Below are 26,120 nucleotides of genomic sequence, written 5' to 3' on the forward strand. Positions count from 1 at the left end.
GCACCACCCGCCACACCCGTCCGCCCTGACCGGCAGCGCCCCGCGCCGCCGGTCAGGGCGGACCCGTTCCCCGCCGATGAACCACTGCGTGACCCGCCCCGAGAACGGACCCGCCCGCACCGGGCGCAGCCGCCGCGGCGAACCCCGCACCTACGACTTCCGCCGCCCTACCAAGCTCTCCCGGGAGCACGTGCGGGTGCTGCAGATCGCCCAGGAGGCGTTCGCCCGGCAGACGACGACGGTCCTCACGACCATGCTCCGGGCCGGCGCGCGGCTGGAGCTGGTGACCATCGAGCAGCACTCCTACGACGACTACGTCGCCTCGTTGCCCGACCCGTGCTTCCTCGCGACCTTCACGATCGAGCCGCTGGCCGGCAAGGGCGTGCTGGCCTACCCGCTCGACATCGCGATGGCCGCCGTCGACCACATGCTGGGCGGCTCGGGCTCGGCCGACCAGCCGGACCGGCCGATGACGGTCATGGAGACCGCCATCACCAACCACCTGCTCGGCCGGCTGCTGCAGGAGTTCGCCGCCTCCTTCGCGCACATCCTCGAGCTGCAGCCCGAGCTCAGCGAGATCGAGTACAACCCGCAGCTCGCCCAGGCCGCCGCCGGCTCCGACACCGTGATGGTGGCCTCGTACACCATCGGGATCGGCGGCCGCACCGGCGAGGCCACGCTGGTGCTGCCGTTCTCCTCCTTCCAGACGCCGCTGAACAACGCCGCCTCCCCGCAGCTGTCGGAGTCGGCCCAGGCCAAGCGGCGGCGCGCCCTCGAGGCCCTCAACGAGCGGCTCACCCAGGTCCCGGTGGACGTCGGCGTGCGGTTCGCCCCGCTCGAGGTGTCGTCGGAGGACCTGCTCTCCCTCGCCGTCGGTGACGTGCTGCTGCTGCGCCACCCGCAGGACGCCCCGCTCGAGGTCACCACCAACGACGTGACCTTCGCGTACGCGATCGCCAGCAACCACCGCCGCCGGCTGGCCGCCGCCATCGTCCCCACCCCGGCCACCCAGACCCCAGCCCAGAAGGACACCGCATGACCGCCACCGTGGACCACTCGCAGGCATCCGAGACCGTGATCGCCGTCGTGGCCTCCGCCGCCCGGGCCGCGGCCGCGCTGGTGCCGGCGACCGCCGAGCTCGTCCCCGGGGCGCCGGTCAGCGACCCCGACGCCGTCCTCGCGCCGGCCACGGCCGCCGCCGCGGTCGCCGCGCGGCTGTCCGGCGAGGTGAGCGGGGACGTCGTCCTCGTCCTCTCGGCCGAGGTCGTCGACGCGCTCGCCAACTCCCCCGTGGGCCCGATGGACGTCGCCACCGCGCTGCGCCCGGCGCTCGAGGCCGCCGCGGCCACGCTGGGCCGGGTGCGCGTCGACGCCGAGCGCACCGAGGACCCGGACACCGCGATGGACGGGCTGCGCGACAAGGGCATGTTCGTCGCCGTCCCGCTGATGGGCGCCGGCGGCACCGTCGAGGCGGTTCTCGCGCTGCAGGTGACGCTGCCCCAGGCGCGCACCCAGCGCGGCAGCCTGGACCTGCTGCGGCACGTGGCCATGGAGGTCACCGTCGAGATCGGCCGCACCCGGATGACCGTCGGCGAGCTGCTCTCGCTGCACCCCGGCGAGGTGGTCGAGCTCGACCGCGCCGCCAGCGCCCCGGCGGACCTGCTGGTCAACGGCACGCTCATCGCCCGCGGCGAGGTCGTCGTCGTCGACGAGGACTTCGGCCTGCGGATCAGCGAGATCGTCACCGACGCCGCCGCCTCCGAGATCGGGGGGCAGCAAGCGTGAGCGAGCTCGCGAGCTCCGCCATGAGCAGAGCGACGTACGTCGTGGAGTCGCCGAGCGCCAGCGAGGTGACGCCATGACGTGGATGGTCGTCCGGCTGGTCCTCTCACTGGCGTTCATCGCCCTGGTGCTCTGGTTCGCCGCGCGGGTCGCGCAGAAGCGCGGCCTCGGCCAGGGCAACGGCCTCATCGAGGTGGTCGCCCGGCAGCGGATGGGCCGGGCCAGCAGCGTCAGCGTCGTCCGCATCGCCGGCCGCGTGCTGGTGGTCGGCTCCACCGAGGAGCAGGTCACCCTGCTCGCCGAGGTGGACGGCGAGGTCGTCGAGGAGGCCATCGCCGAGCGGCGGCCGGCCACCGCGCAGCCGGCCGTGGCCGGCGCCCCCGGCGTCCTCGCCGGCTCGGTGTTCGACCGCAACGGGTGGACGTCGTTCGTCTCCTCGTTGCGGGAGCGGACGGTCCGCCGCTGATGACCTCCTCCCCCGCTCCCGTCCGGGGCGTCCCGGTCGCCCGGCGCGTGGGGCTGGTCCTGCTGCTCGCGGCGCTGCTCGGCGTCGTGCTCGCGCTGCTGGCCTGCCCGGCGTCCGCCGCCCCGACCGCGCCGGTCGAGCCGACGGCCCCGACCGCGCCCGTCGTCCCCGCCGTCGACGGCGGCGTGGACATCTCCATCGGCGGCGGCAGCCCCAGCACCTCGATCACACTCATCCTCGCGATCACCGTGCTGTCGGTCGCGCCGGCGGTGCTGCTGCTGGCCACCTCCTTCACCAAGATCATCGTGGTGCTGTCGCTGACCCGGAACGCGCTGGGCATGCAGATGTCCCCGCCCAACACCGTGCTCACCGGCATCGCCCTGTTCCTGACGCTGTTCGTCATGGGCCCGGTGATCTCCGAGATCAACGAGACCGCCGTCCAGCCGTACCTGAACGGCGCCATGACGGTGTCGCAGTCCTACGACGTCGGCGTCGTCCCGCTGCGGGAGTTCCTGCTCGACAACACCCGCGAGGACGAGCTGGCGCTGATGGTCGGGCTCTCCGGCGAGGAGGCCCCGGCCGACGCCGCCGCGGTAAGCATGACGACGCTGGTGCCGGCGTTCGTGCTCTCCGAGCTCAAGAGCGCGTTCATCATCGGGCTGGTCGTCTTCATCCCGTTCCTGGTGCTGGACATGCTGGTCAGCGCCGCGCTCATGTCGATGGGCATGATGATGGTGCCGCCGGTGATCGTCTCCCTGCCGTTCAAGCTGCTGCTGTTCGTGGTGGTCGACGGCTGGGCGCTGATCACGACGGCGCTGGTGGGGAGCTACGGATGAGTGACGCCGACGTCACCGAGATCGCCGTCGCGACGATGCTGGTCGCCGCCAAGGTCGCCGCCCCCGTGCTGCTGACCGCGCTGCTGGTGGGCTTCCTCATCTCGCTGTTCCAGGCGGCGACGCAGATCCAGGAACCGACGCTCTCCTTCGTGCCGAAGGTGATCGCGGTGGCGATCGCGCTGCTGGTCACGGGCAACTGGGTGCTCTCCGAGCTGGTGACCTTCACCCAGGGCCTGTTCGACTCGCTGCCCCGGCTGCTCGACCGGACGTAGCGGCCGTGGACCTCGAGGTCCCGGCGGGCACCATGGCGGCGCTGCTGCTGGGCACCGCGCGCGCCACCGGCTTCGTGCTGCTGGCCCCGCCGTTCAACTCGAAGAGCATCCCGGCCCCGGTGAAGGGGGCGCTGGCGCTGGCCCTGTCGGTCGCGCTGATGACCCGCATCGCCCCGGGGCTGCCCGAGCCGACCACAGGCTTCCTGGTGGTCGGCGCGGTGACCGAGGTGGTCATCGGCGCGGCGCTGGGCTTCGTCGTCCACGTGCTGTTCGCCGCCGTGCAGTACGCCGGCGACCTCATCGACCTCACCGGCGGCTTCTCCCTGCAGCCGGCCTACGACCCGCTGTCGATGACGACGAGCTCCTCGGTCGGCCGGCTGCACTACCTGCTGGCGACGACGCTGCTGTTCACCAGCGGCGGCCACCTGCTGATCGTGCGCGGCTTCGCCACCTCCTACGAGGGGATGCCGGTCGGCGGGTCGGTGCCCACCGAGGAGCTGGCGCAGGTGCTCATCACGGCGCTGTCGATGATGTTCCTGGCCGCGCTGCAGATCGCCGGGCCCATGGTGGCGGTGCTGCTGCTCGCGGACGTCGCGCTCGCGCTGCTGTCGCGCGCCGCGCCCGCCCTGAACATCTTCTCCTTCGGCTTCCCGGTGAAGATCCTGCTGACGATGGCCCTGCTGGGCCTGACCTTCCCCCTGCTCCCCCCGGCCCTGGACTCCCTGCTCGAGCACGCGGCCCGGGCGATGGTCTCGCTGCGGAGCGGGTGACGGTGCGCGGACATCGAACGCCACCGTTCCGCCGGAGGAGGTGAGTCGTGGCCAAGGACGGACCGGGTGGGGAACGGACAGAGGACCCCACTCCTCAGCGGCTCAAGAAGGCGCGCAAGGAAGGCCAGATCCCGCGGACCCAGGAGCTGGGGACGTGGGCCGGCGCCGCGGCGGCGAGCTTCCTGCTGCCGATGCTGGTGGGCAACGCCTTCGACCAGGTCGGCCGGATGTTCGTGCAGGTCGGTGTGGTGGTCGACGACCCGGAGGTCGAGAAGGTCACGGCCCTGCTCGGCCAGGCCCTGGAGACCTTCGTCACCGTCGCGCTGCCGATGGCGGTGGCCTTGATGGTGGTCGGCGTCGCCGCCTCGGCCGCGCAGGGCGGGGTCACCGTGAGCAGTAAGCCGGTGAAGCCGACGCTGAAGAAGCTCAACCCCCTGCCGGGGATCAAGCGGATGTTCGGCGGGCACGGCCTGTGGGAGGCGGCCAAGGCGGTCATCAAGACCGCGGCGCTGGGCACCGTCGTCGTGGTCACCAGCGACAACGCCCAGCAGCTGGTGTCGGCGTCGGGCGCGCTGCCGCTGTCGGCGGTCACCGCGACCTTCACCGACTCCGCCGTCCTGATGATCCGCGTCGTGGCGGTCACCGGCCTGGTGATCGCCGTCGCCGACTACGTCGTCGTCCGCCGGCAGACGATGAAGCAGCTGAAGATGACCAAGTACGAGATCCAGCAGGAGCACAAGAACTCCGAGGGCGACCCGCACGTCAAGGCCCAGCGCCGGGCCACCCAGATGGCGATGTCGCGCAACCGGATGATGGCCGAGATCGCCACCGCCGACGTCCTGCTGGTCAACCCCACCCACGTCGCGGTCGCGCTGAGGTACGAGGCCGACCGCGGCGCCCCGCGGGTGGTGGCCAAGGGCGCCGACGAGGTCGCCGCCACGCTGCGCGAGCGGGCCGCCGAGGCGCGGGTGCCGCTGGTGCAGGACGTCCCGCTGGCCCGCGCGCTGCACGCCTCCTGCGAGGTCGGCCAGGAGGTCCCGGCGCAGCTGTTCACCGCGGTCGCGCGGGTGCTGGCGTTCGTGATGCAGCTGTCGGCGCGCGGCGTGCGCGGCGGTTTCCACCGGCCCGGCTTCGCCGCGCCGGACGTCGACGGGCTCCCCCGGGCGGGCGCCCGTCGCTGACGGGGCGCCTGGGGCGGGCGGGACGGCTGGGGCGGACGACGGTGCCCCGGGGTGGGGGCGCTGCCGATGAGGGCTCCGTGCGAGGAATGTCGAAGGCCGCCGTCCCGATCGGCGTGGTGGCCATCGTCCTCATGCTGGTCGTGCCGCTGCCCGCCGCGGTGCTGGACCTGCTGCTGGGACTGAACATCACCGCCTCCCTGCTGATCCTGCTGGTCTCGATGCAGATCAGGCGGCCGCTGGACTTCGCCGTCTTCCCGTCGCTGATCCTCATCGCGACGCTGTTCCGGCTGGCGCTCAACGTCTCCTCGACGCGGCTGGTGCTGACCGACGGCTACGCCGGCAAGGTCATCGAGGCGTTCGGCCACTTCGTGATCGGCGGCTCGCTGATCGTCGGCCTGGTGATCTTCGTGATCCTGACGATCATCCAGTTCGTCGTCATCACCAACGGTGCCGGCCGCGTCGCCGAGGTCGGTGCCCGCTTCACCCTCGACGCCATGCCCGGCAAGCAGATGGCGATCGACGCCGACCTGAACGCGGGGCTGATCAACGAGAAGCAGGCCCGCAAGCGGCGCACGGAGGTCACCGCCGAGGCCGACTTCTACGGCTCGATGGACGGTGCCTCGAAGTTCGTCAAGGGCGACGCCATCGCCGCCATCATCATCACGCTGATCAACCTGATCGGCGGGATGGCCATCGGCGTCGTGCAGCTGGGCATGCCCCCGGCCGACGCCGTCTCGACCTACTCGCTGCTGACCGTCGGCGACGGCCTGGTCTCCCAGATCCCGGCGCTGCTGCTGTCCACCGCGACCGGCATCATCGTCACCCGCTCGGCCTCCGACGGGGACATGGGCTCGGACCTGATCGCCCAGCTCGGCCGCTTCAAGCAGCCGGTGCGGATCGCCGGCGGCGCCGCCCTGGCGCTGTGCCTCATCCCCGGCCTGCCCAAGCTGCCGTTCCTGCTCATCGGCGGGCTGTTCCTGCTGATGGCCGCGCGCATGCAGGACACCGTGGACGTCGACGAGGACGCCGACCCGCAGGCCGCCGTGGACGACGAGCCGAAGCCCGACTCCCCCGAGGCGATCGCCGAGAAGATGCGGGTGGATCCGCTGGAGCTCGAGGTGGCCTTCGACCTGGTCGACCTGGTCGATGCCTCCCGCGGCGGCGACCTGCTCGACCGGGTGAAGGCGCTGCGCCGGAAGGTCGCCATGGAGACCGGCCTGGTCATCCCGCTGGTGCGCACCCGCGACAACCTGGACCTGCCCGCCTCCCAGTACGTCATCTGGCTCAACGGCGTCCCGGCGGCCAAGGGCACCTCGCCCGCCGGCACGGTCCTGGCCATCGGCGACATGCTCGACGGGCTGCCCGGCCGGGCCACCCGCGAGCCGGTGTTCGGACTGCCCGCGAAGTGGGTTCCGGTCGAGCTGCAGCGGCAGGCCGAGATGGCCGGCGCCACCGTCGTCGACCGCTCCTCGGTCATCACCACGCACCTGGCCGAGGTCGTCCGGCAGAACGCCGCCGACCTGCTCGGCCGGGAGGACGTGCGGCTGCTGGTGGAGATGGTCAAGCGGACCCACCCGGTCGTCGTCGAGGAGCTCACCCCGACGCTGCTCACGCTGGGCGAGATCCAGCGCGTGCTGCACGGCCTGCTCGGGGAGAACGTCTCCATCCGCGACCTGGTGCGCATCTTCGAGGCGCTCTCGGTCCGGGCGAAGGTCTCCACCGACGTCGACGGCCTGGTCGAGGCCGCCCGCGCGGCGCTCGGGTCGGCGATCAGCCACCCGTACGTCACGCCCGACGAGCGGCTGCACGTCATGACCCTCGACCCGGCCTTCGAGCAGCGCCTGCTCGAGGCCGTGCGGCAGAGCGAGGGCGGTCAGGTCCTCGCCCTGGACGCCGGCACGGTCGACGCGCTGGTCAACGGCTGCTCCGGCCTGCTGACCGACGCCGAGCGACTCGGCCTGGCCCCCGTGCTCGTGTGCTCGCCCCAGGTCCGGGCAGCGCTGTCCCGTCTGATGCGTCAGGTCCTCCCCCGCCTGCCGGTGATCTCCTACACGGAGGTCTCCCGCACGGCCCAGATCGAGTCACTGGGAGTGGTGAACGGTGCCGTTGCCGTCCGTTGAGAGTGCCTCCCGCGAGGGCGCCATCGCCGCCGCGCGGGAGAAGTACGGCTCGTCCGTCCGGATCGTCGGCATCCGCCGCATCCGCACCGGCGGGGTGATGGGCTTCTTCACCACCGAGCGCTTCGTCGCCGAGGTGGAGGAGATCGCCCCGACGCTCGTCGTCGAACGCCGGCCCGCGTCGAGGGCCGAGTCGATGGCCCGCATCGAGGCCGCGCTGCGCCGCGACCCGGTGCTGCCCGACCCGGTCGACGAGGTCGCCGACCTGCTCGGCGGCGGCACCGGCCAGCCGTCCGTGGGGCTGTACTCGCGGACCTCCGCGCCGCGCGCCGCCCTCCCGGCCGCGGCGAAGGGCTTCCGCAGGGCCCCGGCCGCGGCGCCCAGTGCGCCTCCGGCGCCGGCTGCTCCCCTGGCGGCCCCGGCCCCGGCTGCTCCCGTGGCGGACGACGCCCCGCTGCCGCCGTCGCCGTTCACCGCGGCGCTGGCGCAGATGGTGGCGCGGGACGTCGACGTGCGCGAGGCCGTGGACGAGGCGATCGCCGCCGTCGCGTCGGGCGCCCCGGCCCCCGCCCCGGCTCCCGCTCCGGCTCCGGCTCCCGCGCCCGTTCCCGCGCCCGCCGCCGTTGCCGCGGCGGCTCCGGCTGCTGCGCCCGCCCCGGCTCCCGCGCCCGCTCCGGCCCGGGTCGCCGCGGCTCCTGCTCCGGTGCCCGCGGCTCCTGCTCCGGTGCCCGCGGCTGCTGCGTCGGCGCCCGCCCCGGCTCCGGCTCCCGTGGCCCCACCGGCGCCGGCACCCGTCGCCGCGCCCGCGGTGGCCGCCGAGACCGACTGGTCCTCCGACGAGCACGACGCGGGTCTCGACATCCTCTGGGGCTCGGCACCCACGCCCGCCCCGGCCGCCGCCGTCGTCCCCCCGGCGCCGCAGCCCATCGCGACCGTCGTCCCTCCGGTGCCGGTCCCGGCGCGGCAGCCCGCCCCGGCCGTCGTCCCCCCGGCCTCGCAGCCCGAGCCGGCGCCGGTGCCCGAGTGGGTGCACGAGCCGGACTTCAACACGGGGCCGATCACCTCCCGCGAGGAGGCGATCGCCGAGGTGCTGCGCGCAGCCCTGGCGCACGACACGTCGGACGTGGCGCTGACCCAGCTGCTCCGCGGTGTGCTGGCCGGTTCCCCGGAGGTCGAGCCCGAGGCTCCCGCCGACGACGCCTGGGACGCCTTCTCCGAGGCGCACACCGCCGAGATCCCGGTGTGGGTCGACGCGACCGCCGAGGCCGACGAGTGGGAGGTGGAGGCCGAGGTCCTGGCCCCGACCGCCAGCGACCCGGCGCCGCTGCCGCTGCCCGCCGACGCCACCACGATCCTGCCGCCGCTGTCCCTGCTGCCCCCGCCGGCGCCCGGCACCGGGCTGGCCGTCCCGCCGCTGCTGTCCCGCCCGCCGGTGCCGCCGGCCATCGGCCGCGCTCCGGGGCAGTCGGTCGCCCGGGTGGCGCCGCCGAGCGCGGAGGCCCGACTGGCCACCGTGACCCGGCTGCCCGTGGACAAGCGCGCCGCCGCGTGGCGCCGGTCCGCGCCGATGGTGGTGCCGTCGGTGCGCGGGCGGTCGACGTCCGGTGGGAACAGCGGCCCGCTGCCGGGTGCGGCCGAGGACGCCCTCATCTGCCAGCTGCTGGAGCTCGGCGTGCCCGAGCGGCTGCTCGGCGAGGACTTCGCCGGTCAGGTCGCCCGGCTCGGCGCCTACGCCGCGCTCACCCGGGCGCTGGCCGCGGGCCTGCCGGCCGCGCCCGAGGTGCCCTCCGGGGCGGGCGAGGTGCTGCTGGTCGTCGGTCCGGGGGTCGAGACCCTCGCCGCCGCCCGCGCGCTGGCCGCCTCGCTGCGGCTGGACGCCGAGCAGCTGCAGTGGGCCTCCCGCGGCGACCTGGCCGCGCTGGCTCCGCGCAGCAACCGGATCACCAGCATCGACACGGCCCTGGAGCGCAAGCAGGAGGCCGACCGGTCGAGTGCCCTGACGATCGTCGCCGTCGACGTCCCGCTGCGCGCCGGTGGCGGTGCCTGGCTGGAGCAGATGGTCGCGGTCTTCGCGCCGGTGGGCGTGTGGGCGGTCGTCGAGGCCACCCGCAAGCCCGAGGACGTCGGCCCGTGGCTCGACGCCCTCCCCCGCGTGGACGCGCTCATGGTGCAGGACACCGACCTGACCGCCGACCCGGCCGCGGTGCTCGCCCGCACCTCGACCCCCGTGGCCCTCCTCGACGGTGCGCGGGCGACCGCCCACCGCTGGGCCTCGCTGCTGTGCGAGCGGCTGGAGAGCTCGGGGGCATGAGCCCGCTGCGCTGGGACGTGCTGGCGGTGTCCTTCCTCCTGGCCCTGCCGGTGCTCGCCCTGGGGCTCCGCGGCGACCTGGGCACGCACGACGTCGTCACCCGGCTGCCGTGGTGCCTGGCTGCGGGTTGGGGTGTGGTGGCGCTGCTGCGCTGGGCCGCCACTCCCTGCCCGTCGGCCACCCCCCGCCCGTCGGCCTCCCCCGCTCCCGCGGACGAGGACCCCGACCCCGCGGCGCCCTGACCCCGGCCACTCTCGCGCGGTTCCTGCAGCGCACGCGCTGGTGCAGCAGCGCCATCGCGCGGGGAACAGCGTGGGAGTGGCCGCTGTCCACAGATCCGGTCGAGCGCTCCCCCGGCCGCGGTGCGGCCACCAGTCTGGGTGCGTGACGGCCCCGGATCCCGACCCACTGTTCCTCCGCCGCGCCGACGCGCTGGCCGGGGGCTTCGACGACGCGGAGCTCGCCCGGATGGTGCGCCGGGGCGAGCTGCGCCGACTGCAGCGGGGCACGTACGCGCACAGCCCCGCGGAACTCCCCACGGACGCCGTCGCGCGTCACCGCCTCACGGTGCTGGCCACGATCCGGGGACTCCGCTCACCGGCCGTGGTGAGCCACCTCTCGGCCGCGGTCCTGCACGGGCTGCCCGTCTGGGGCGTGCGTCTCGACCGGGTCCACGTCACTCGTCGCCCGCCGACGAACGGCTCAGGCAGCAGGCGCCTGCACCAGCACGTCGGCCGGGTGCCCGACGAGCACCTGACCGTGGTCGACGGCCTCGCGGCCACCAGCGTCACCCGGACCGTGGTGGACGTCGCCCGTTCTACGCCCTTCGAGTCCGCCGTCGTGGTCGCCGACCGCGCGCTCCGGATGGGCGGGACCACCCGGCAGGACCTGGTCGGCTGCATCGCGGACATGGGACGGGTCCCCGGGACCCGTGCCGCCGCTCGCGTCGTCGACTTCGCCGACCCGTTGAGCGAGAGCGTGGGCGAGAGCCGCAGCAGGGTGCTCATCCACCGGCTCGGGCTCGCCGTCCCCGACCTGCAGGTACGGGTCCGCCGCCGCGACGGCAGCATCATGGCGCGCTGCGACTTCGGCTGGGAGGAGCACCGCACGGTCGGGGAGTTCGACGGTCAGGTCAAGTACGGCCGCCTGCACCGGCCGGGGCAGGAGCCGGGCGAGGTCGTCTTCCAGGAGAAGCGTCGGGAGGACGAGCTGCGCGACCACCGCTGGCAGGTCGCTCGCTGGACGTGGGACCACCTGGACCGCCCCCGCGCCGTGGGTGGTCGCCTCCTGCGAGCCTTCGCCCGGGGCGGCCGCTGACTCTCGCGCGGTTCCCCCCGCTTCCGCGCCGGTGCAACAGCGCGAGGACGGGCGGAACCGCGCGAGAGTGGGATCCCACGGACTCAGCGCGGGAGGTCCTCCAGCATCTCGGTGACGAGCGCGGCGATCGGCGAGCGCTCGGAGCGGGTCAGGGTCACGTGGGCGAACAGCGGGTGCCCCTTGAGCTGCTCGACCACCGCGGCGATGCCGTCGTGCCGGCCGACCCGCAGGTTGTCCCGCTGGGCGACGTCGTGGGTGAGCACCACCCGCGAGCCCGACCCCAGCCGCGACAGCACGGTCAGCAGCACCCCGCGCTCGAGCGACTGCGCCTCGTCCACGATTACGAACGAGTCGTGCAGCGACCGCCCGCGGATGTGGGTCAGCGGCAGCACCTCGATGAGGTCGCGCGCGGCGATCTCGTCGAGCACGTCCTTCGAGACCAGCGCGCCCAGGGTGTCGTAGACCGCCTGCGCCCAGGGCGACATCTTCTCGCCCTCGCTGCCCGGCAGGTAGCCGAGCTCCTGGCCACCGACGGCGTAGAGCGGCCGGAAGACGACGACCTTCGCGTGCGCCCGCCGCTCCATCACCGACTCCAGGCCCGCGCACAGCGCCAGCGCCGACTTGCCGGTCCCCGCCCGCCCGCCCAGCGAGACGATGCCGATCGCGGGGTCGAGCAGCAGGTCCAGCGCGATCCGCTGCTCCGCGGAGCGGCCGTGCAGGCCGAATGCCTCGCGGTCGCCGCGCACCAGCCGCACCTGCTTGTCCGGCGTCACCCGCCCGAGCGCCGACCCGCGTGAGGACAGCAGCACCAGTCCGGTGTGCGCCGGCAGCTCGGCGGCGGCCGGCACGTACACCTCGCCCTGGTCGTACAGGCCGGCGAGCTCGGCGTCGTCGAGGGAGAGCTCGGTCATCCCGGTCCAGCCGGCGTCGACGGCGTCCAGCGCCCGGTACTCGTCGGTGTCCAGCCCCACGGCCGCGGCCTTGACCCGCAGCGGCACGTCCTTGGTGATCAGGCAGACGTCGGCGCCCTCGGCACGCAGGTTGAGCGCGACGACCATGATCCGGCTGTCGTTGCTGTCGTTGCGGAAGCCGGCCGGCAGCACCGCCGGGTCGCTGTGGTTCAGCTCGACGTGCAGCGTGCCGCCGTCCTCGCCGATCGGCACGGGGGCGTCGAGCCGGCCGTGCCGGACCCGCAGGTCGTCGAGTAGCCGCAGGGCCTGCCGGGCGAACCAGCCCAGCTCCGGGTGGTTGCGCTTGTCCTCGAGTTCCCCGATCACGACGAGCGGGAGGACCACGTCGTGGGCACCCATGCGCAGCAGCGCACCGGGGTCGGAGAGCAGGACGGAGGTGTCGAGGACGTACGTGCGGCGAGTGGTCACGGTCGACTCCCGTTGGGGCGCGGCACGCGCCCCGGCTCGAAGGTGGCCGGGCCCCGGCCGAGGGGCCGGGTGCCGGCCCCCCTGGTCGACGAGTTCGTCAGCACCAACCGGGCCTCCCGTGGACGGCGAGGTGAGCTCGCCCTCCACCGCGGACGTTAGGCCCGTGAGGTGACAGGAACATGTCGGAGAGGGGGCGTGTCCCCCCTTCGGGGCACCTCCGGCACCAGCCGTCTCAGCGACGGCGCGGCCGGAGGGCGACCAGCACCCACGCCAGCGGCACCAGCAGGACCGGCCACTGGAGCCTCAGGTCACCCAGCCACCACAGCCCGCCGACCAGCAGCACGGCCAGCCACCCCGCCGTCCACAGGCCCAGGTCCCGGGCCTCCTCCGGGCTGTGCCGCGCCATGTCACCTCCCGCCACCTCATCCCACCCGCCTGCTCACCCGGCCCGCAGCTCGCCGGCGACGGCGGCCGGGGTGAGGGGCTCGTCGAGCAGCCGGACGAAGCGGTCGGCGACCGGCTGGCCGGCGGGACGGGCGTCCAGCCACCGCGACAGCAGGTCGAAGCCCTCGACGTAGGTGGTGGTGTAGGCCCGCCACAGCGGGTGGGTGAGGAAGCGCAGCTGCTGGCGGGCGCGATCGCCGCTGACCAGCGACCAGCGCTGGATGTAGGCGGCCACCTCGTCGGCGGGCGCGCCGCGGTCGTGCAGCAGGACGGCGGCGTCCTGGCGCACCCGGTTCAGCGGCGCGGCCGCCGCGGCGATGCGCTCGACGAGGTGCCCGTCGAAGTGCAGCCCGAGGTCGGCGAGCACCTCCGCCGCCCACGGACCCCAGCCGGGCCCGATGGCGGCCTGCATGCCGAGGTCGGCCAGCCCCTCGGCCATGAGGCACTCGGGGGTGTTGACCAGGAAGACGGTGTGCTCGAGCCGGGAGCCGCGCTCGACGAGCCCCAGCTCCTTGCGGCAGTGCTCGGTGTGGTGACCGGGGTAGGCCTCGTGGGCCACCAGGTGCGGCAGCTGGCCGAGCCGGTGCGGCAGGTCGGCGTTGATCGCGACGCGGGAACGGTAGTCGCCCTCGTAGTAGTTGAAGCCCGACCACGGCTTGTCGGTGACCACCTCGTAGCGGACCGTCTCGACCTCGGGCAGCCCGTACTCGGCGCGCACCCGGTCGCGCAGCGCGCTGGACAGGGCGTGCACCGCCTCGGCCAGCCGCGCGGGCGGGCACTCCTCGCGCCGCCGGTGCGCGGCGTAGCGGTCGGCCAGCGGCCCGCTGCCGGGCAGCAGGACGTCGAGCTCGGCGTGCGCGGCGGCGTAGGCGGCCGGGTCCCCGAGGGTGAGGTCGACCTGGAAGTAGCTGCTGACCTCGTCGAGGAAGGCCACCGGCTCGCCGGCCATCCTCCGGGCGGTGCACTCCAGGCCGGTCAGCTGTCCGCGGAGGAACCCGGCGCGGTCGGCGGGCAGGTCGGCCGACGCCAGCTCGACCTGCAGCGCGCGGGCCTGGTCGCGCAGCCCCTGCGGGGTCGGCGCCGGCTCGTCCTCGACGGCGGCGCGGACCCGCCCGTCGCCGGTGTAGGCGTCGACGAAGCCGGACTCCAGCCGGTCGAAGCGCAGCCCGAGCCGCACGTACTCCAGGGGGACGTCGAGCGCGGGGGCCATGGCCAGCAGTTTCTCAGCCGCCGAAGCGCCGGTGTCGGGCGGCGTAGGCGCGCAGCGCCCGGAGGAAGTCGACGCGGCGGAAGTCGGGCCAGTAGACGTCGGTGAAGTGGAACTCCGAGTGGGCGGTCTGCCAGAGCAGGAAGCCCGAGAGCCGCTGTTCGCCGCTGGTGCGGATGACCAGGTCGGGGTCGGGCTGGCCGCGGGTGTAGAGGTGCTCGGCGATGTGCTCGACGTCGAGGACGCCGATCAGCTCGTCCAGCGTCGTCCCCCGCTCGGCGTGCTCGGCCAGCAGCGAGCGGACGGCGTCGGCGATCTCCCGCCGCCCGCCGTAGCCGACGGCCAGGTTGACCGTCGCGCCCGGCCGGTCGCGGGTGTCCTCGGCGGCCTGCTTGAGGACGGCGACCGTCTCGGCGGGCAGCAGCTCGAGTGCACCCACCGGCCGCAGCTGCCACCGCCGGTCCGGCGCCGCGAGGTCCTCGGCGACGCCCTCGATGATCCGCAGCAGCGGCACCAGCTCGGGTTCGGGGCGGGACAGGTTGTCGGTGGACAGCAGGAAGAGGGTGACCACCTCGACGCCGGCCTCGTCGCACCAGCCGAGGAACCCGGCGATCTTGTCCGCGCCGCGGCGGTGGCCGGCGTTGGGGTCCTCCAGGCCGATCGCCCGCGCCCACCGCCGGTTGCCGTCGACGATCACCCCGACGTGCCGCGGGAGGGCCGCACCCTCCAGTGCCCGGGCGAGCCGGCGCTCGTACACCTGGGTGAGGACGTCGCGAGCCCACTGCCGCACCCCCACGGTGGGTCACACTAGGCCCACTCCGCGGCGTCGCGCGCACCCGCGCCCGGACCTGCACGAAGGCCCCGCCGGACTGCCACGGACCTCACAGCGCGGTCGCGTCGCCCCCCTCCCTACGGGTGCGTAACCTCGGCGCATGAGCGTCCCCCGCAGCGAGGGCGAGGTCGTCCGCGTGGAGGCCGACGGTGCCCAGATCGAAGCGCCGTCCGGCCCGGCCGTGGCCACCGTCCTCTCCGAGGGCGAGCAGGTCCAGCACACCTGGACCGCCGCGGACTTCGGCGACCGGGACTGGGACCACCCCGACACCCGGCCGCGGATGCGCGGCTGGCTGCATCTGTTCTCGTTCTTCGGCGCAATCGTCGCCGGCGCCGTGCTCATCCCGCTGGGGTCGGTGCTCGGCGCCCGCGCCGGCTGGTCGGTCACCGTCTACTGCGCCACCATCTGCGGCCTGTTCGGGGTCAGCGCGCTCTACCACCGGCGCCGCTGGTCACCGCGCGGCTGGAAGCGCATGAAGCGGCTCGACCACTCGATGATCTTCCTGTTCATCGCGGGCACGTACACCCCGTTCGCCCTGCTCGCCGTCGACCAGCCCACCGGTTACTGGGTGCTCGCCGGTGTCTGGGCCGGGGCGCTCGCGGGGGTCTCGCTCAAGCTCACCTGGCCGACCGCGCCGCGCTGGGTCGGCGTGCCGCTGTACATCGGCCTCGGCTGGGTCGCCGTCTTCATCCTCACCGACATCCTGCACATCGCCGGCGTGACCTCGCTGGTGCTGCTGGCCGTCGGCGGCGTGCTCTATACGCTCGGCGGGGTGGCCTACGCGATCAAGCGGCCGAACCCCTGGCCCGGCGTCTTCGGCTACCACGAGGTCTTCCACGCGATGACCGTCGTGGCCGCGATCTGCCACTACATCGCCGTCTACTTCGCGATGTACTCATCACCCTTCGTCTGACGATGACACCGCGGTCCTCCGGACCGCACCGCGGCCAGGTGCCGTCCCCGACCTGCGCTGAGCCGCTGCGTCCCGCCTGCGCGGAGCCCCTCCGGGCATCACTCGGCGCGACCGGTCGCCGGTCGGCTCAGGTGAAGGGCTTGCGCTCGTCCATCCGGGTCGACAGCCGGCCGGCGGTGCGCCACAGGCGGGCGACGACGTCGCGGTCGGCGTCGGTGACCAGGTTGCCCATGACCCGCAGCGCGACGGTCATCAGCGGCCGCGAGCGCATGCCGACCGGGCCGGCCGCCGGCAGGAACCGGGGCACGGTCAGCAGGGCGGCCAGGCGCCGGGCGATGGAGAACGCCTCGCCGTAGTGGCGCCGCAGCTCGGCCGGCCAGGCGGCGGTCCAGTCGTCCTCTCCGAACAACCCGACCACGTCGCGGCCGGTCTCCAGGCCGTAATCGATGCCCTCGCCGTTGAGCGGGTTGACGCACCCGGCGGCGTCGCCCACCAGCGCCCAGTTGCGCCCGGCCACACCGGAGACCGCGCCGCCCATCGGCAGCAGCGCCGACGCCGGCGCCTCCACCGGCCCGTCGAGCCGCCACTCGTCCCGGCGGGCGTCGGCGTAGACCTCCATCAGCGCCTTGAGCTGCACCCCCGCGGGACGGCGGGCGGTCGCCAGCGTGCCGACGCCGAGGTTCACCTGCCCGGCCTCCGCACCCAGCGGGAACACCCAGCCGTAGCCGGAGAGCAGCTCGCCCTCGGCGCCGCGCAGCTCCAGGTGCGAGGAGATCCACTCGTCGTCCGCCCGGCCCGAGCGCACGTAACCGCGGGCGGCCACGCCGTACGCGGTGTCCCGGTGCCACTCCCGGCCCAGCACCCGGCCCAGCGGCGAGCGGACACCGTCGGCGACCACCAGCCGCCGGCAGCCGACGGTGACCGTCTCGTCGTCCGCCGTCTCGAACACCACGCCGGTCACCCGGTTGCCGTCCCGCTCGACGTCGACGGCGCGGACCCCCTCCGCCGGGACGGCGCCGGCGGCGAGCGCCACCGCGCGGATCCGGGCGTCGAGCTCGGTGCGGGGCACCGCGCTGCCGTGGTCGGGGAAGGCGCCGCCGGGCCAGGGCAGCTCCCACGTGCGGCCGAAGCCGGCGGCCCGCAGGCCGCGGTTGCGGGCCCGCGAGCGGGCCCAGTTCCCCAGGCCCAGGAGGTCGAGCTCGGCCATCGCCCGCGGGGTCAGCCCGTCGCCGCAGGTCTTGTCCCGGGGGAAGACGGCCGCGTCGGCGAGGACGACGTCGTGACCGGCCCGCGCGGCCCAGGCGGCGGCCGCCGCACCCGCCGGACCGGCTCCCACCACGAGGACGTCGGTGTCGGTAGGGACGGCGCTGGCTGGCACGACATCGAGTGTCCCAGTGCCAGGACCCCCCTGCCCCCGCCACTCGCGAGCTCGTGGCGGGCCCCTGCGAGGGGCCGGCGCCAGACCTCCTCCGGCCGGGGGTCGGTCACCGGCGCGGACAGCGACCCGCAGGCGGCCTGGAGCAGCTCGGTCGGCGAGGGCTCCCCGGGCAGCCTGACGGAGGCGGCCCGTCTGCCGGGTCCCGCTGGCCCCGTCCAGAGGCTCGCCGCGAGCTCGCGAGCGGTGAGGGGGACGGGGTCCTTAACGAGGGATGGGGGCAGGAGGGTCAGTCGACCTGCGGGCCGCGGGCCCGGACCTCCTCGACCGAGGCCATGGCGGCGCGCAGCTCGCCGAGCCACTCGTCGGCGTGCTGGGCGACCAGCCGGACCGCCCAGGCCAGCGCCTCGGACCGGGACCGGGCGACCCCGGCGTCCACGAGCGTGTCGAGCACCAGCCGCTCGGGCTGCCGCAGCCGGGTCATCACCGGCACCGAGAGGTTGGTGAACACCTCCCGGACGTCGCCGCAGGCCGCGCCCCAGGCGACCGACCGGCCGTAGCGGGCCTGCGCGGCGTCGGCGACGGCCATGCGCTGCTCGCGGGTCTCCTCGCGGAAGCGGGCGATCCGGCCGGCCCGCGCGGCCGCGGCGTCCCCCTCGCCTACCTCGGGTTCGGCGAGGGTGCCGACGACGGTGATCTCGTCGCGGTCGACGGTCAGCTCGACCGGCCCGGTGAACCAGTCGTCGGGCAGCCGCCCGGCGAACCAGCCGGCGACCTCGCCGCGCTCGACGGGTGGCGGGGCGTCCGGGCCCCGGCCGCGGCCGCCGGGGCCGCGACCGCGCGGGCCGCGGAACCCGCCGCGCATGCCCGCGAAGGGGTTGTCGGAGAAACGGTGGTGGTGTCCGTGCACGACGGCCTCCCATGTCGGGTGATTACACACTTACACGGTAAGCCGTCACGTCGCGCTCAGGAAGGGGCCATCGCTGCGCCCAGAGCGGACACGTCGGTCACCGGCGCGGCGCAGACGAAGCCGCGGCACACGTACGCGGCCGCCTGCCCGGCCACCGTGGGCCGGCCGGCCAGCAGCGGGACGCCGGACGCGTCCGGCTCGCCGACCACAACCACCGCACCCGGGCTGGTCGAGGCACGGGCGGCGGTCGCCAAGGCGTCGCGCTCGGGCCCGGCCGGCCCGCTCACGGCGACCTCGAGCGGACCGGCCAGCAGCGCCTCGCCCACCGCGAGCGCCCACCCGACCGCGCGCGGCGCCCGCTCCGCCAGTCGCGCCAGCTGCCCCACGGCCGCCTCGCCCAGCTCCCGGTGTCGCGGCGCGCCGGCGAGGGCGGCGTACGAGACGGCGGCTCCCGCGACGGCGGCGATGCCGGACGGCGCCGGGCCGTCGGCCGGGTCGAACGGCCGGTGCACGAGCGCCTCGGCGTCGGCGGCGGTGTCGTGCCATCCGTCGGCGTCCACGAACTGTTCGGCGACGACGTCCAGCAGGTCGCCGGCCAGGTCCAGCCAGCGGCCCTCGCCGGTGGCCTGGTGCAGCGCGAGCAGCCCCTCGGCGAGGTCGCCGTGGTCCTCGAGCACCCCGGCCGGGGCCCCGGTGACGCCGTCCCGCGAGGCGCGGCGCAGCCGCCCGCCGACCCAGTGGACGTCGGCGAGCAGCTCGGCCGCCCGGCGGGCGGCCGCGACCGAGGACGGCGCCCCCGTCAGGACGCCGTGCTCGGCCAGCGCGGCGATCGCCAGCCCGTTCCAGGCGGTCACGACCTTGTCGTCGCGCGCCGGTTGCGGCCGCCGTGCCCGCGCCGCCAGGAGCCGCGCCCGCGCCGAGGCCAGCCGCTCCTCGTCGTCGGGGTCGCGCAGCAGCTGCAGCGTGGAGGCGCCGTGCTCGAAGGTGCCGGCGTCGGTCACCTCGAACACCGCGGCGGCCCACCGGCCGTCGTCCTCGCCGAGCACCTCGACCAGCTGCTCCGGCGTCCAGACGTAGGTGAGCCCCTCGACCCCCTCGGTGTCGGCGTCCAGCGCGGAGGCGAAGCCACCCTCGCGCGTGCCGAGGTCGCGAACCAGGAAGGCGGCCGTGGCGTCGGCGACCCGGCGGGCCCACGCCTCCCCGGTCGTCCGCCACAGGTGCAGGTACACGCGCAGCAGCAGGGCGTTGTCGTACAGCATCTTCTCGAAGTGCGGCACGACCCACCGCGCGTCGACGGAGTAGCGGGCGAACCCGCCGGCCAGCTGGTCGTGGATGCCGCCGCGGGCCATCGCCTCGAGCGTCCGGCGTGCCGTGCGCAGCGCCCGGTCGTCCCCGGTGCGGGCGGCGTGCCGCAGCAGGAACTCCAGCAGCATGGACGGCGGGAACTTCGGGGCGCCGCCGAAGCCGCCCCAGCGCTCGTCATAGTCCGCGGCCACCGCGGCGACGGCGCGGTCGAGCACCTCGGGCGTCAGCGGGGAAGGGGCGCCCAGATCCAGCCGGGCGGAGATCCCCTCGGCGATGCGCGAGCCGGCCGCCTCCAGGTCCTCGCGCCGCGTCCGCCAGGCGTCGGTGACCGCGGTGAGCAGCTGCCGGAACGACGGCATGCCGTGCGCCGGGCGGGGCGGGAAGTAGGTGCCGCAGTAGAACGGCCGGCCGTCGGGCGTGGTGAAGACCGTCATCGGCCAGCCGCCCTGACCGGTCAGCGCCTGGGTGGCGGCCATGTAGACGCTGTCGACGTCCGGCCGCTCCTCGCGGTCGACCTTCACGCACACGAAGCCGGCGTTCATCTGCGCCGCCGTCACCTCGTCCTCGAAGGACTCGTGCGCCATGACATGGCACCAGTGGCAGGCCGCGTAGCCGACGCTGAGCAGCACGGGCACGTCCCGGCGGCGCGCCTCGGCGAAGGCCTCCTCGCCCCACTCCCACCAGTCGACCGGGTTGCCGGCGTGCTGCAGCAGGTAGGGGCTGGTCGCCGTCGCGAGTCGGTTGGGCACGCCAGGGAGTTACCCCCGCGCCTCCGCGGCACGCCCGGGAGCCACCCCCTGCTCGCCGCCCTCGCCCTCGTCCGGCTCCCGCTCCTTGCGGCGCAGCAGCCACGAGGTGGCGCCGAGCAGCAGCACGAGCACGCCGAGGACGGCGATCTCGGTCATCCGGTCGCGGAACCCCGCGCCCTCCCCGACGACCCCCGCCGCCTCGACCGACAGGACGACGATCTCCTTGATCGAGGCGATCACCCCGATGACCAGGAACGGTTCGGCGACCAGCTCACGCTTCTCGACCGTCGTCCGGACGGCGAACAGCAGCTCCACGACGATGAACACGAGCAGCAGGACGTCGAGCAGCTCGAGCATCGGCGCCTGCGACAGGTCACCGGTCAGCGACCACGCCGTCCGCCCGGCTAGCACCAGGAGCGCCAGCGCGGCCAGGACGAGCAGCAGCGCGATGCCGGCGTAGACGACGTTCTCGAGGACCTCGAGCACCCGGGTGCCGACGCGCCCGAAGCCCGGTGGGGGAAAGCGCTGCTCGGGGTCGTGCCGTCGCTGGGCCATCCGCGCATCCTCGTCCCGTCGGTCGGCGTGTGGCCACTGCGCGTGGACGCCACCTCACCCGGACGGGTCCATAGCACGAGCTGCCGGGACCGCCGAGGACGCACACCCGCCCCGTTCGTCAGCTGTTGCTGGCGAACCAATAGCAGGTTCGTCGAGTCGACATGTCGACGCCCATGGTGCGGGCGGTCGCGTCCGGCAGATCCTGCCGTCGACACCGACACCCTCCAGGAGGCCCGCCATGAACCGATCCCGGTTCCTCACCCTCGCCGTCTCCGCCCTCGCCGCGCTCGGGGTGGCCGCACCCGCCTCGGCGAGTGCGGCTCCCTACTGCGGCATCACCTGGGGCTCCCAGCCGGAGGTGGCCGGCCGCGCCGACCCCGGGGACGACCTGGTCCAGGACGTCCGCGCCGGACGGCACGAGTGCTTCGACCGGATCGTCGTCGACGTCGCGGAGGTGTCCGGCTTCGACTCCTGGTCGGTCCGGTACGTGACCTCGGTGCGCGAGGACGGCAGCGGGACGGTGGTGCCGCTGCGCGGCGGCGCCGACCTGCAGGTCACCCTCGGTGCGGTCGCCCACGACGACCGGGGCCACCCGACCTACACCCCGGCGGACCGGCGCGAGGTCGTCGACGTGGGTGGCTACCGCACGCTGCGGCAGGTGGCGTGGCTCGGCTCGTTCGAGGGCCACACGGGCCTCGGCATCGGCACCCGCGCCCGGCTGCCGTTCCGCGCGTTCGTCCTCGAGGGCTCGTCCGCCGGCGTCGACCGGCTGGTCATCGACGTCGCCCACCGCTGGTAGCGGCGACCGGCGACGGCCGGCCGGTCAGCCCTGCGTGGCGTCCGGCCGGCCGTCGTCCCGGCGTGGGCCCTCGATCGCCCGGGGAGCCTGCCGCAGCGTGTCGAGCAGGTCCTGCCCCGGCGCAGGTGCCGGGTCGACCAGCTCGGCCGGGGTGTCCGGGACGACGACCCGGGGGCCGTCGTCCTCGGGGGCGAAATTGCGCGGCACCCGCTTGAGGTGGGTGGTCATCGACTTGACCAGCAGCAGGATGGCGATGAAGAGCAGCACGGTGAGCAGCGCGCCGATCGGGCCGGACTTGCCGACGTCCTCGGGGAGCTGCTGCTCAGCCGCCAGGAGCAGGGACCGGGTCATCGCACAGCCACCTCGCTGCGCACGCCGGTGAACAGGTCGTCCTCGGGTGCCGGCGAGTCGACCACCGACCGGGCCAGCTCGTAGTCCTCGGTGGGCCAGACCCGCTGCTGGACCTCCAGCGGGCAGGCGAACCAGCGGCCGTCCGGGTCGATCTGGGTGGCGTGCGCGATGAGTGCGGCGTCCCGGACGGCGAAGTACTCGGCGCAGGGCACCTTGGTGGTCACCCGGTGTGACATGTCGTGCTCGGGGTCCCAGTTCTCCAGCCACTCGGCGTAGGGCGACTCGTGGCCCGAGGCGAGGATCGCCTCGTGCAGCGCCCGCGTCCGGGGCAGCGTGAAGCCCATGTGGTAGTAGAGCTTGAGCGGCTGCCACGGCTCCCCGAGCCCGGGGTAGCGGTCGGGGTCGCCGGCGGCGTCGAAGGCGTGCACCGAGACCTCGTGGGTCTTGATGTGGTCCGGGTGCGGGTAGCCGCCGCGCTCGTCGTAGGTCGTGATGACGTGCGGCTTGAACCGGCGGATCAGCTCGACCAGCGGCGCGGCTGCCTCCTCGGTGGGCACCAGCGCGAAGCAGCCCTCGGGCAGCGGCGGCAGCGGGTCGCCCTCGGGCAGGCCGGAGTCCACGAAGCCGAGGAACTCCTGCTCGACGCCGAGAATCTCGCGCGCCCGGTCCATCTCGTCGCGGCGGATCTCGGGCAGGCGCTCCCAGACGTCGGGCCGGTCCAGCGCCGGGTTGAGCACCGAACCGCGCTCACCCCCGGTGCAGGTCGCCACCATGACGCGGACGCCCTCCGCCACGTACTTGGCCATGGTCGCGGCGCCCTTGCTCGACTCGTCGTCGGGGTGGGCGTGCACGGCGAGCAGGCGCAACGGGTCCGCTTCGGTCACCGGCCCATCATCCACCGCCCGTACGACGTCCCGCCGCCGCCAGGGCCCCGATCGGGTGTTCGTGGCGCGCGTCACGGTTCGATACGCTGGCGTTCCGCTTCCCCGCGGCAGGGACGAGCGGAACACCGTCCCGGTCGGCGGTGTTACGTTGACCGTTCTGAACGCGGCCGCTCCCCGGACGGGGAGCGGCCACCGACATTTCAGGAGCACTGTCGTGTCCACCAGCACTGACGAGCAGAACCAGGGCGTCTGGCTGACCCAGGAGGCCCACGACCGGCTGAGGGCCGAGCTCGACCAGCTGGTGGCGGGCCGTCCGGCCATGGCCGCCGAGATCAACGCTCGTCGCGAGGAGGGCGACCTCCGCGAGAACGGCGGCTACCACGCCGCCAAGGACGAGCAGGGCAAGCAGGAGGCCCGCATCCGCCAGCTCGAGGACCTGCTGCGCAGGGCCCGCGTCGGCAACGCGCCCACGACGGCGACGCACGCCGCCACCGGCACCGTGATCACCATCCGCTTCCAGGGCGATGACGAGACCGAGAAGTTCCTTCTCGGCTCGCGCGAGATCGTCGGGACGACGGGACTGCAGGTCTACTCCCCCGAGTCGGCGCTCGGCTCGGCCATCCTCGGCGCGAAGCCGGGGACGACGGTGACCTACCAGGCGCCCAACGGCCGCGACATCACCGTCGACGTCGTCGCCGTCGAGCCCTTCGTCCCCTGACCGGGGCCCGGCCGTGAGCCCCGTGCGCTCCCGGCGGGCGGAGAACACCGGGTTCGCCTGCGTGCAGTGCGGATCGGCGGTGCCGGCCAACACCGACGGGCACTACCGGAACCACTGCCCGGTGTGCCTGTGGTCGCTGCACGTCGACGACCTCCCCGGCGACCGGGCGAGCTCGTGCCGGGCGCCGATGGAACCGGTCGGCCTGGTGGAGAAGTCGGGCAAGGGCTGGCAGGTGGTCCACCGCTGCACGGCGTGCGGGCACCGCCAGCCCAACCGGCTGGTCCGCGAGGGCGAGGCCCCCGACGACCTCGACGTCGTCCTGTCCCTGCCCTGGTTATGAACCCGCCGCTGCCGCGCTGATCATCGGCGGGTGGCTGCCGCACTCGGCGTGTCGGGCAGCCACCCGCCGATGATCACGGCGCAGCCGGCAGCAACCCGCGGCGGCGGAGCAGCGGCGTCGGGTCGGCGTCCCGGCCGCGGACGGCGCGGAAGGCCTCCATCGGGTCCACCGACCCGCCGACGGACAGCAGCCGTGAGCGGAAGACCTCCCCGTTCTCGCGCCGCAGGCCGCCGTTCTCCTTGAACCACTCCACGGTGTCGGCGTCGAGCACCTCCGACCAGATGTAGGAGTAGTAGCCGGCCGCGTAGCCCCCGGCGAAGACGTGCTGGAAGTACGTCGTCCGGTAGCGCGGCGGCACCAGGGCGTAGGCGACGCCGGCCGCCTCGAGCGCGGTCCGCTCGAACTCCTGCGGGTCGCCGACCTCGGTCTCCGGCGTGATCCGGTGCCAGGCCTGATCGAGCAGCGTGGCCGCCAGGTACTCCAGCGTCGCGAAGCCCTCGCCCCACAGCTGGGCGGCCTCGATCGCCTCGACGACGCTGGCCGGCAGGGGCTCGCCGGTCTGGACGTGCCGGGCGTAGCCGGCCAGCACCTCGGGCCACAGTGCCCACATCTCGTTGACCTGGCTCGGGAACTCGACGAAGTCCCGGGGCACGCTCGTGCCGGAGAACCGCGGGTAGGTGACGGCGGAGCTCAGTCCGTGCAGCGTGTGCCCGAACTCGTGGAACAGCGTGTTGACCTCGTCGAGGGTGAGCAGGGTGGGCTGTCCGTCGGCGCCGCGGGTCACGTTGAGGTTGTTCACGACGACCGGCCGGGTGTCCAGCAGCCGTGACTGGGTGACGAACGAGCTCATCCAGGCCCCGCCGCGCTTGCCCTCGCGGGCGTGGAAGTCGCCGAGGTAGAGGCCGATCGTCCGGCCGTCCGCGTCGGTGACCTCCCAGACCCGGACGTCGGGGTGGTAGCCGGCGAGGTCCGGCCGCGGCGTGAACCGGTAGCCGTAGAGCCGCTCCGCGGCGGCGAAGACGCCGTCGACGAGCACGCGGTCCAGCTCGAACCAGGGCCGCAGCGCCGTGGTGTCGACCGAGTACCGCTCGGCGCGCACCCGCTCGCTGTAGAAGGCCCAGTCCCAGGGCGCGAGGTCGGTCACGCCGTCGCGGGCGGCCACCTCGGCGAGCGCGGCGGCCTCCGCCCGCGCATTCGCCAGCGACGGGCCCACCATCCGGCCGAGCATCGCGTCGACCGCCTCGGTGCTGCCCGCGGTCTGGTCGGCCAGGACCAGGTCGGCGTGAGTGGCGAAACCGAGCAGCCGGGCGCGCTCGGCGCGCACCCGGGCGATCCGGACGGCGACCGGCCCGTTGTCGTGCTCGCCGCCCGACGCCCGCCCCACCGAGGCCTCGTACACCCGGCGGCGCAGCTCGCGGTCGCGCAGCTTGGCCAGCACCGGCTGGCCGGTGGGCAGCAGCAGCGGGATGAGGTGGCCCTCGACCCCGCGGTCGGCGGCGGCGCGGGCTGCCGCCGCGACCTCCTCCGGCCCCAGCCCGTCGAGCTCGGCGGCGTCGCCCACCACGACGGCGGCGGCCTCGGTGGCCAGCTGCAGGTTCTGGCCGAACGTCGTCGACAGCTCCGACAGCTCGCGGTTGAGCTCGGTCAGCCGCGCCCGGCCGGACTCGTCGAGCCGCGCACCGGCGAGCACGAAGTCGAGGTGGTACCGCTCCACCAGCCGGACCGCCTCGGCGTCGAGACCGGTGTCGTGTCGCTGGGCGTGGACGGCGTCGATGCGGGCGAACAGCTCGGGGTCCAGCCGCAGCGCGTCGGCGTGCGCGGACTCCAGCGGGGCCAGCTCGCGCTCGATCTCACGCAGCCGGTCGGTCGCGACCGAGGAGGCGAGGTTGTGGAAGACCGCGCCGGCGCGGCGGTACAGCCGGCCCGACCGCTCCAGCGCGACGACGGTGTTCTGGAACGAGGGTGGCTCGGGGCACCCGACGATGGCGGCGACCTCGGCGCGCTGCTCGGCCATCCCGGCCAGCACCGCCTCCCGGCAGTGCTCGAGGGTGACGTCGGCGAAGGGCGGCAGCTGCAGCGGCAGCGGGGAGGGCTCGAGCAGCGGGTTATCGGTGGACGGGAGGGCGGAGTCGGGCACGAGGTCCATCCTGCGCGCGCGGACCGCTCGGCGCGCACGGGCGCCTGGGCAGCGGCTCAGCGCCGGTCGGGGACGGCTCCCGGCCGCGGTGCGGTCCGGTCGCGGGGCCCGGAGGGTCCCCGACCGGGACGCGGGCAGCGGCTCAGCGCCGGTCGGGGACGGCTCCCGGC

The 26,120-nt window shown here is 74.6% G+C and carries 26 protein-coding genes; 15 read left to right on the forward strand and 11 right to left on the reverse strand.

Going from position 1 to position 26,120, the window contains the following annotated elements; genetic code table 11:
* Positions 1 to 88: 88 nt before the first annotated feature.
* The 11 genes from BLW63_RS07995 (at position 89) to BLW63_RS08045 (ending at position 11,052) form a co-directional block, all read left to right on the forward strand.
* Positions 89 to 1,039 (forward strand): flagellar motor switch protein FliM, encoded by a 951-nt coding sequence (locus BLW63_RS07995; RefSeq protein WP_244522434.1) that lies wholly within the window; start codon positions 89 to 91, stop codon positions 1,037 to 1,039.
* Complete coding sequence (fliN, locus tag BLW63_RS08000; protein ID WP_091153421.1) at positions 1,036 to 1,785, forward strand: flagellar motor switch protein FliN; 750 nt, start codon at positions 1,036 to 1,038, stop codon at positions 1,783 to 1,785. The genes BLW63_RS07995 and fliN overlap by 4 nt, the downstream gene beginning before the upstream one ends.
* A 73-nt stretch (positions 1,786 to 1,858) precedes the next feature.
* Positions 1,859 to 2,248, forward strand: a complete 390-nt coding sequence (locus BLW63_RS08005; protein ID WP_091153425.1) for a FliO/MopB family protein — start codon at positions 1,859 to 1,861, stop codon at positions 2,246 to 2,248.
* The gene (fliP, locus tag BLW63_RS08010) at positions 2,248 to 3,084 is read left to right on the forward strand and encodes a flagellar type III secretion system pore protein FliP (RefSeq protein WP_091153428.1); all 837 of its coding nucleotides are present in this window, start codon (positions 2,248 to 2,250) and stop codon (positions 3,082 to 3,084) included. The genes BLW63_RS08005 and fliP overlap by 1 nt, the downstream gene beginning before the upstream one ends.
* Positions 3,081 to 3,356, forward strand: coding sequence for a flagellar biosynthesis protein FliQ (fliQ, locus tag BLW63_RS08015; protein WP_012947163.1), 276 nt, complete (start codon positions 3,081 to 3,083; stop codon positions 3,354 to 3,356). The genes fliP and fliQ overlap by 4 nt, the downstream gene beginning before the upstream one ends.
* 5 nt (positions 3,357 to 3,361) lie before the next feature.
* On the forward strand, positions 3,362 to 4,126 hold the full coding sequence (gene fliR, locus BLW63_RS08020; RefSeq protein WP_091153432.1) for a flagellar biosynthetic protein FliR: 765 nt from the start codon (positions 3,362 to 3,364) through the stop codon (positions 4,124 to 4,126).
* Between the two features lie 47 nt (positions 4,127 to 4,173).
* Positions 4,174 to 5,307, forward strand: a complete 1,134-nt coding sequence (locus tag BLW63_RS08025) for an EscU/YscU/HrcU family type III secretion system export apparatus switch protein (RefSeq protein WP_091153436.1) — start codon at positions 4,174 to 4,176, stop codon at positions 5,305 to 5,307.
* A gap of 86 nt (positions 5,308 to 5,393) precedes the next feature.
* Positions 5,394 to 7,427, forward strand: a complete 2,034-nt coding sequence (flhA, locus tag BLW63_RS08030; RefSeq protein WP_091153439.1) for a flagellar biosynthesis protein FlhA — start codon at positions 5,394 to 5,396, stop codon at positions 7,425 to 7,427.
* The gene (locus BLW63_RS27300) at positions 7,408 to 9,735 is read left to right on the forward strand and encodes a hypothetical protein (protein WP_211517048.1); all 2,328 of its coding nucleotides are present in this window, start codon (positions 7,408 to 7,410) and stop codon (positions 9,733 to 9,735) included. The genes flhA and BLW63_RS27300 overlap by 20 nt, the downstream gene beginning before the upstream one ends.
* Complete coding sequence (locus BLW63_RS08040; protein ID WP_091153441.1) at positions 9,732 to 9,977, forward strand: hypothetical protein; 246 nt, start codon at positions 9,732 to 9,734, stop codon at positions 9,975 to 9,977. The genes BLW63_RS27300 and BLW63_RS08040 overlap by 4 nt, the downstream gene beginning before the upstream one ends.
* Before the next feature lie 142 nt (positions 9,978 to 10,119).
* A complete protein-coding gene (locus tag BLW63_RS08045; protein WP_211517049.1) occupies positions 10,120 to 11,052 on the forward strand; it encodes a type IV toxin-antitoxin system AbiEi family antitoxin domain-containing protein in 933 nt (310 codons plus the stop codon).
* A gap of 83 nt (positions 11,053 to 11,135) precedes the next feature.
* On the opposite strand, the gene phoH2 is transcribed toward BLW63_RS08045, so the two are convergent.
* The 4 genes from phoH2 to BLW63_RS08060 form a co-directional block, all read right to left on the reverse strand.
* Entirely contained in the window at positions 11,136 to 12,431 is a 1,296-nt protein-coding gene (gene phoH2 / locus BLW63_RS08050; protein WP_091153445.1) for an RNA 5'-3' helicase PhoH2, read from the reverse strand.
* A gap of 232 nt (positions 12,432 to 12,663) precedes the next feature.
* On the reverse strand, positions 12,664 to 12,837 hold the full coding sequence (locus tag BLW63_RS26730) for a hypothetical protein (RefSeq protein WP_170856698.1): 174 nt from the start codon (positions 12,835 to 12,837) through the stop codon (positions 12,664 to 12,666).
* 33 nt (positions 12,838 to 12,870) lie between these two features.
* Positions 12,871 to 14,085 carry a DUF885 domain-containing protein gene (locus BLW63_RS08055; RefSeq protein ID WP_091153448.1) on the reverse strand — a complete coding sequence of 405 codons (1,215 nt, stop codon included), beginning with the start codon at positions 14,083 to 14,085 and terminating at the stop codon, positions 12,871 to 12,873.
* 13 nt (positions 14,086 to 14,098) lie between these two features.
* Positions 14,099 to 14,878: an isoprenyl transferase gene (locus tag BLW63_RS08060; protein WP_091153451.1), complete on the reverse strand. Its 780-nt coding sequence runs from the start codon at positions 14,876 to 14,878 to the stop codon at positions 14,099 to 14,101.
* 136 nt (positions 14,879 to 15,014) lie between these two features.
* Here BLW63_RS08060 and trhA point away from each other — a divergent pair, with 136 nt between their 5' ends.
* Positions 15,015 to 15,827: a PAQR family membrane homeostasis protein TrhA gene (gene trhA / locus BLW63_RS08065; protein ID WP_170856699.1), complete on the forward strand. Its 813-nt coding sequence runs from the start codon at positions 15,015 to 15,017 to the stop codon at positions 15,825 to 15,827.
* Positions 15,828 to 15,954: 127 nt separating this feature from the next.
* On the opposite strand, the gene BLW63_RS08070 is transcribed toward trhA, so the two are convergent.
* From BLW63_RS08070 to BLW63_RS08085, 4 genes are all read right to left on the reverse strand, one after another.
* Positions 15,955 to 17,205: a geranylgeranyl reductase family protein gene (locus BLW63_RS08070; protein ID WP_091153455.1), complete on the reverse strand. Its 1,251-nt coding sequence runs from the start codon at positions 17,203 to 17,205 to the stop codon at positions 15,955 to 15,957.
* Positions 17,206 to 17,491: 286 nt separating this feature from the next.
* Positions 17,492 to 18,112 (reverse strand): hypothetical protein, encoded by a 621-nt coding sequence (locus tag BLW63_RS08075; protein ID WP_091153458.1) that lies wholly within the window; start codon positions 18,110 to 18,112, stop codon positions 17,492 to 17,494.
* A 56-nt stretch (positions 18,113 to 18,168) separates the two neighbouring features.
* A complete protein-coding gene (locus tag BLW63_RS08080; protein WP_091153462.1) occupies positions 18,169 to 20,166 on the reverse strand; it encodes a thioredoxin domain-containing protein in 1,998 nt (665 codons plus the stop codon).
* 9 nt (positions 20,167 to 20,175) lie between these two features.
* Positions 20,176 to 20,721: a phosphate-starvation-inducible PsiE family protein gene (locus BLW63_RS08085; RefSeq protein ID WP_091153466.1), complete on the reverse strand. Its 546-nt coding sequence runs from the start codon at positions 20,719 to 20,721 to the stop codon at positions 20,176 to 20,178.
* A gap of 238 nt (positions 20,722 to 20,959) precedes the next feature.
* On the opposite strand from BLW63_RS08085, the gene BLW63_RS08090 reads away from it, so the two are divergent.
* A complete protein-coding gene (locus BLW63_RS08090; protein ID WP_091153469.1) occupies positions 20,960 to 21,520 on the forward strand; it encodes an AMIN-like domain-containing (lipo)protein in 561 nt (186 codons plus the stop codon).
* 24 nt (positions 21,521 to 21,544) lie between these two features.
* Here the strand turns inward: BLW63_RS08090 and BLW63_RS08095 are convergent, their stop codons facing one another.
* Together BLW63_RS08095 and mca are read right to left on the reverse strand one after the other, a co-directional pair.
* Positions 21,545 to 21,871: a hypothetical protein gene (locus BLW63_RS08095; protein WP_091153472.1), complete on the reverse strand. Its 327-nt coding sequence runs from the start codon at positions 21,869 to 21,871 to the stop codon at positions 21,545 to 21,547.
* Positions 21,868 to 22,755 carry a mycothiol conjugate amidase Mca gene (gene mca, locus BLW63_RS08100; RefSeq protein WP_091153475.1) on the reverse strand — a complete coding sequence of 296 codons (888 nt, stop codon included), beginning with the start codon at positions 22,753 to 22,755 and terminating at the stop codon, positions 21,868 to 21,870. The genes BLW63_RS08095 and mca overlap by 4 nt, the downstream gene beginning before the upstream one ends.
* Positions 22,756 to 22,969: 214 nt before the next feature.
* Here mca and greA point away from each other — a divergent pair, with 214 nt between their 5' ends.
* Both greA and BLW63_RS08110 read left to right on the forward strand, forming a co-directional pair.
* On the forward strand, positions 22,970 to 23,473 hold the full coding sequence (gene greA, locus BLW63_RS08105; RefSeq protein ID WP_091153477.1) for a transcription elongation factor GreA: 504 nt from the start codon (positions 22,970 to 22,972) through the stop codon (positions 23,471 to 23,473).
* 13 nt (positions 23,474 to 23,486) lie between these two features.
* Positions 23,487 to 23,813 (forward strand): RNHCP domain-containing protein, encoded by a 327-nt coding sequence (locus BLW63_RS08110; RefSeq protein ID WP_244522435.1) that lies wholly within the window; start codon positions 23,487 to 23,489, stop codon positions 23,811 to 23,813.
* A gap of 73 nt (positions 23,814 to 23,886) precedes the next feature.
* Here the strand turns inward: BLW63_RS08110 and BLW63_RS08115 are convergent, their stop codons facing one another.
* The gene (locus tag BLW63_RS08115; protein ID WP_244522436.1) at positions 23,887 to 25,950 is read right to left on the reverse strand and encodes a M3 family metallopeptidase; all 2,064 of its coding nucleotides are present in this window, start codon (positions 25,948 to 25,950) and stop codon (positions 23,887 to 23,889) included.
* Between the last annotated feature and the right edge of the window lie 170 nt (positions 25,951 to 26,120).

This window comes from Geodermatophilus africanus (genome assembly GCF_900107105.1).
GTDB classification, from domain to species: domain Bacteria; phylum Actinomycetota; class Actinomycetes; order Mycobacteriales; family Geodermatophilaceae; genus Geodermatophilus; species Geodermatophilus africanus.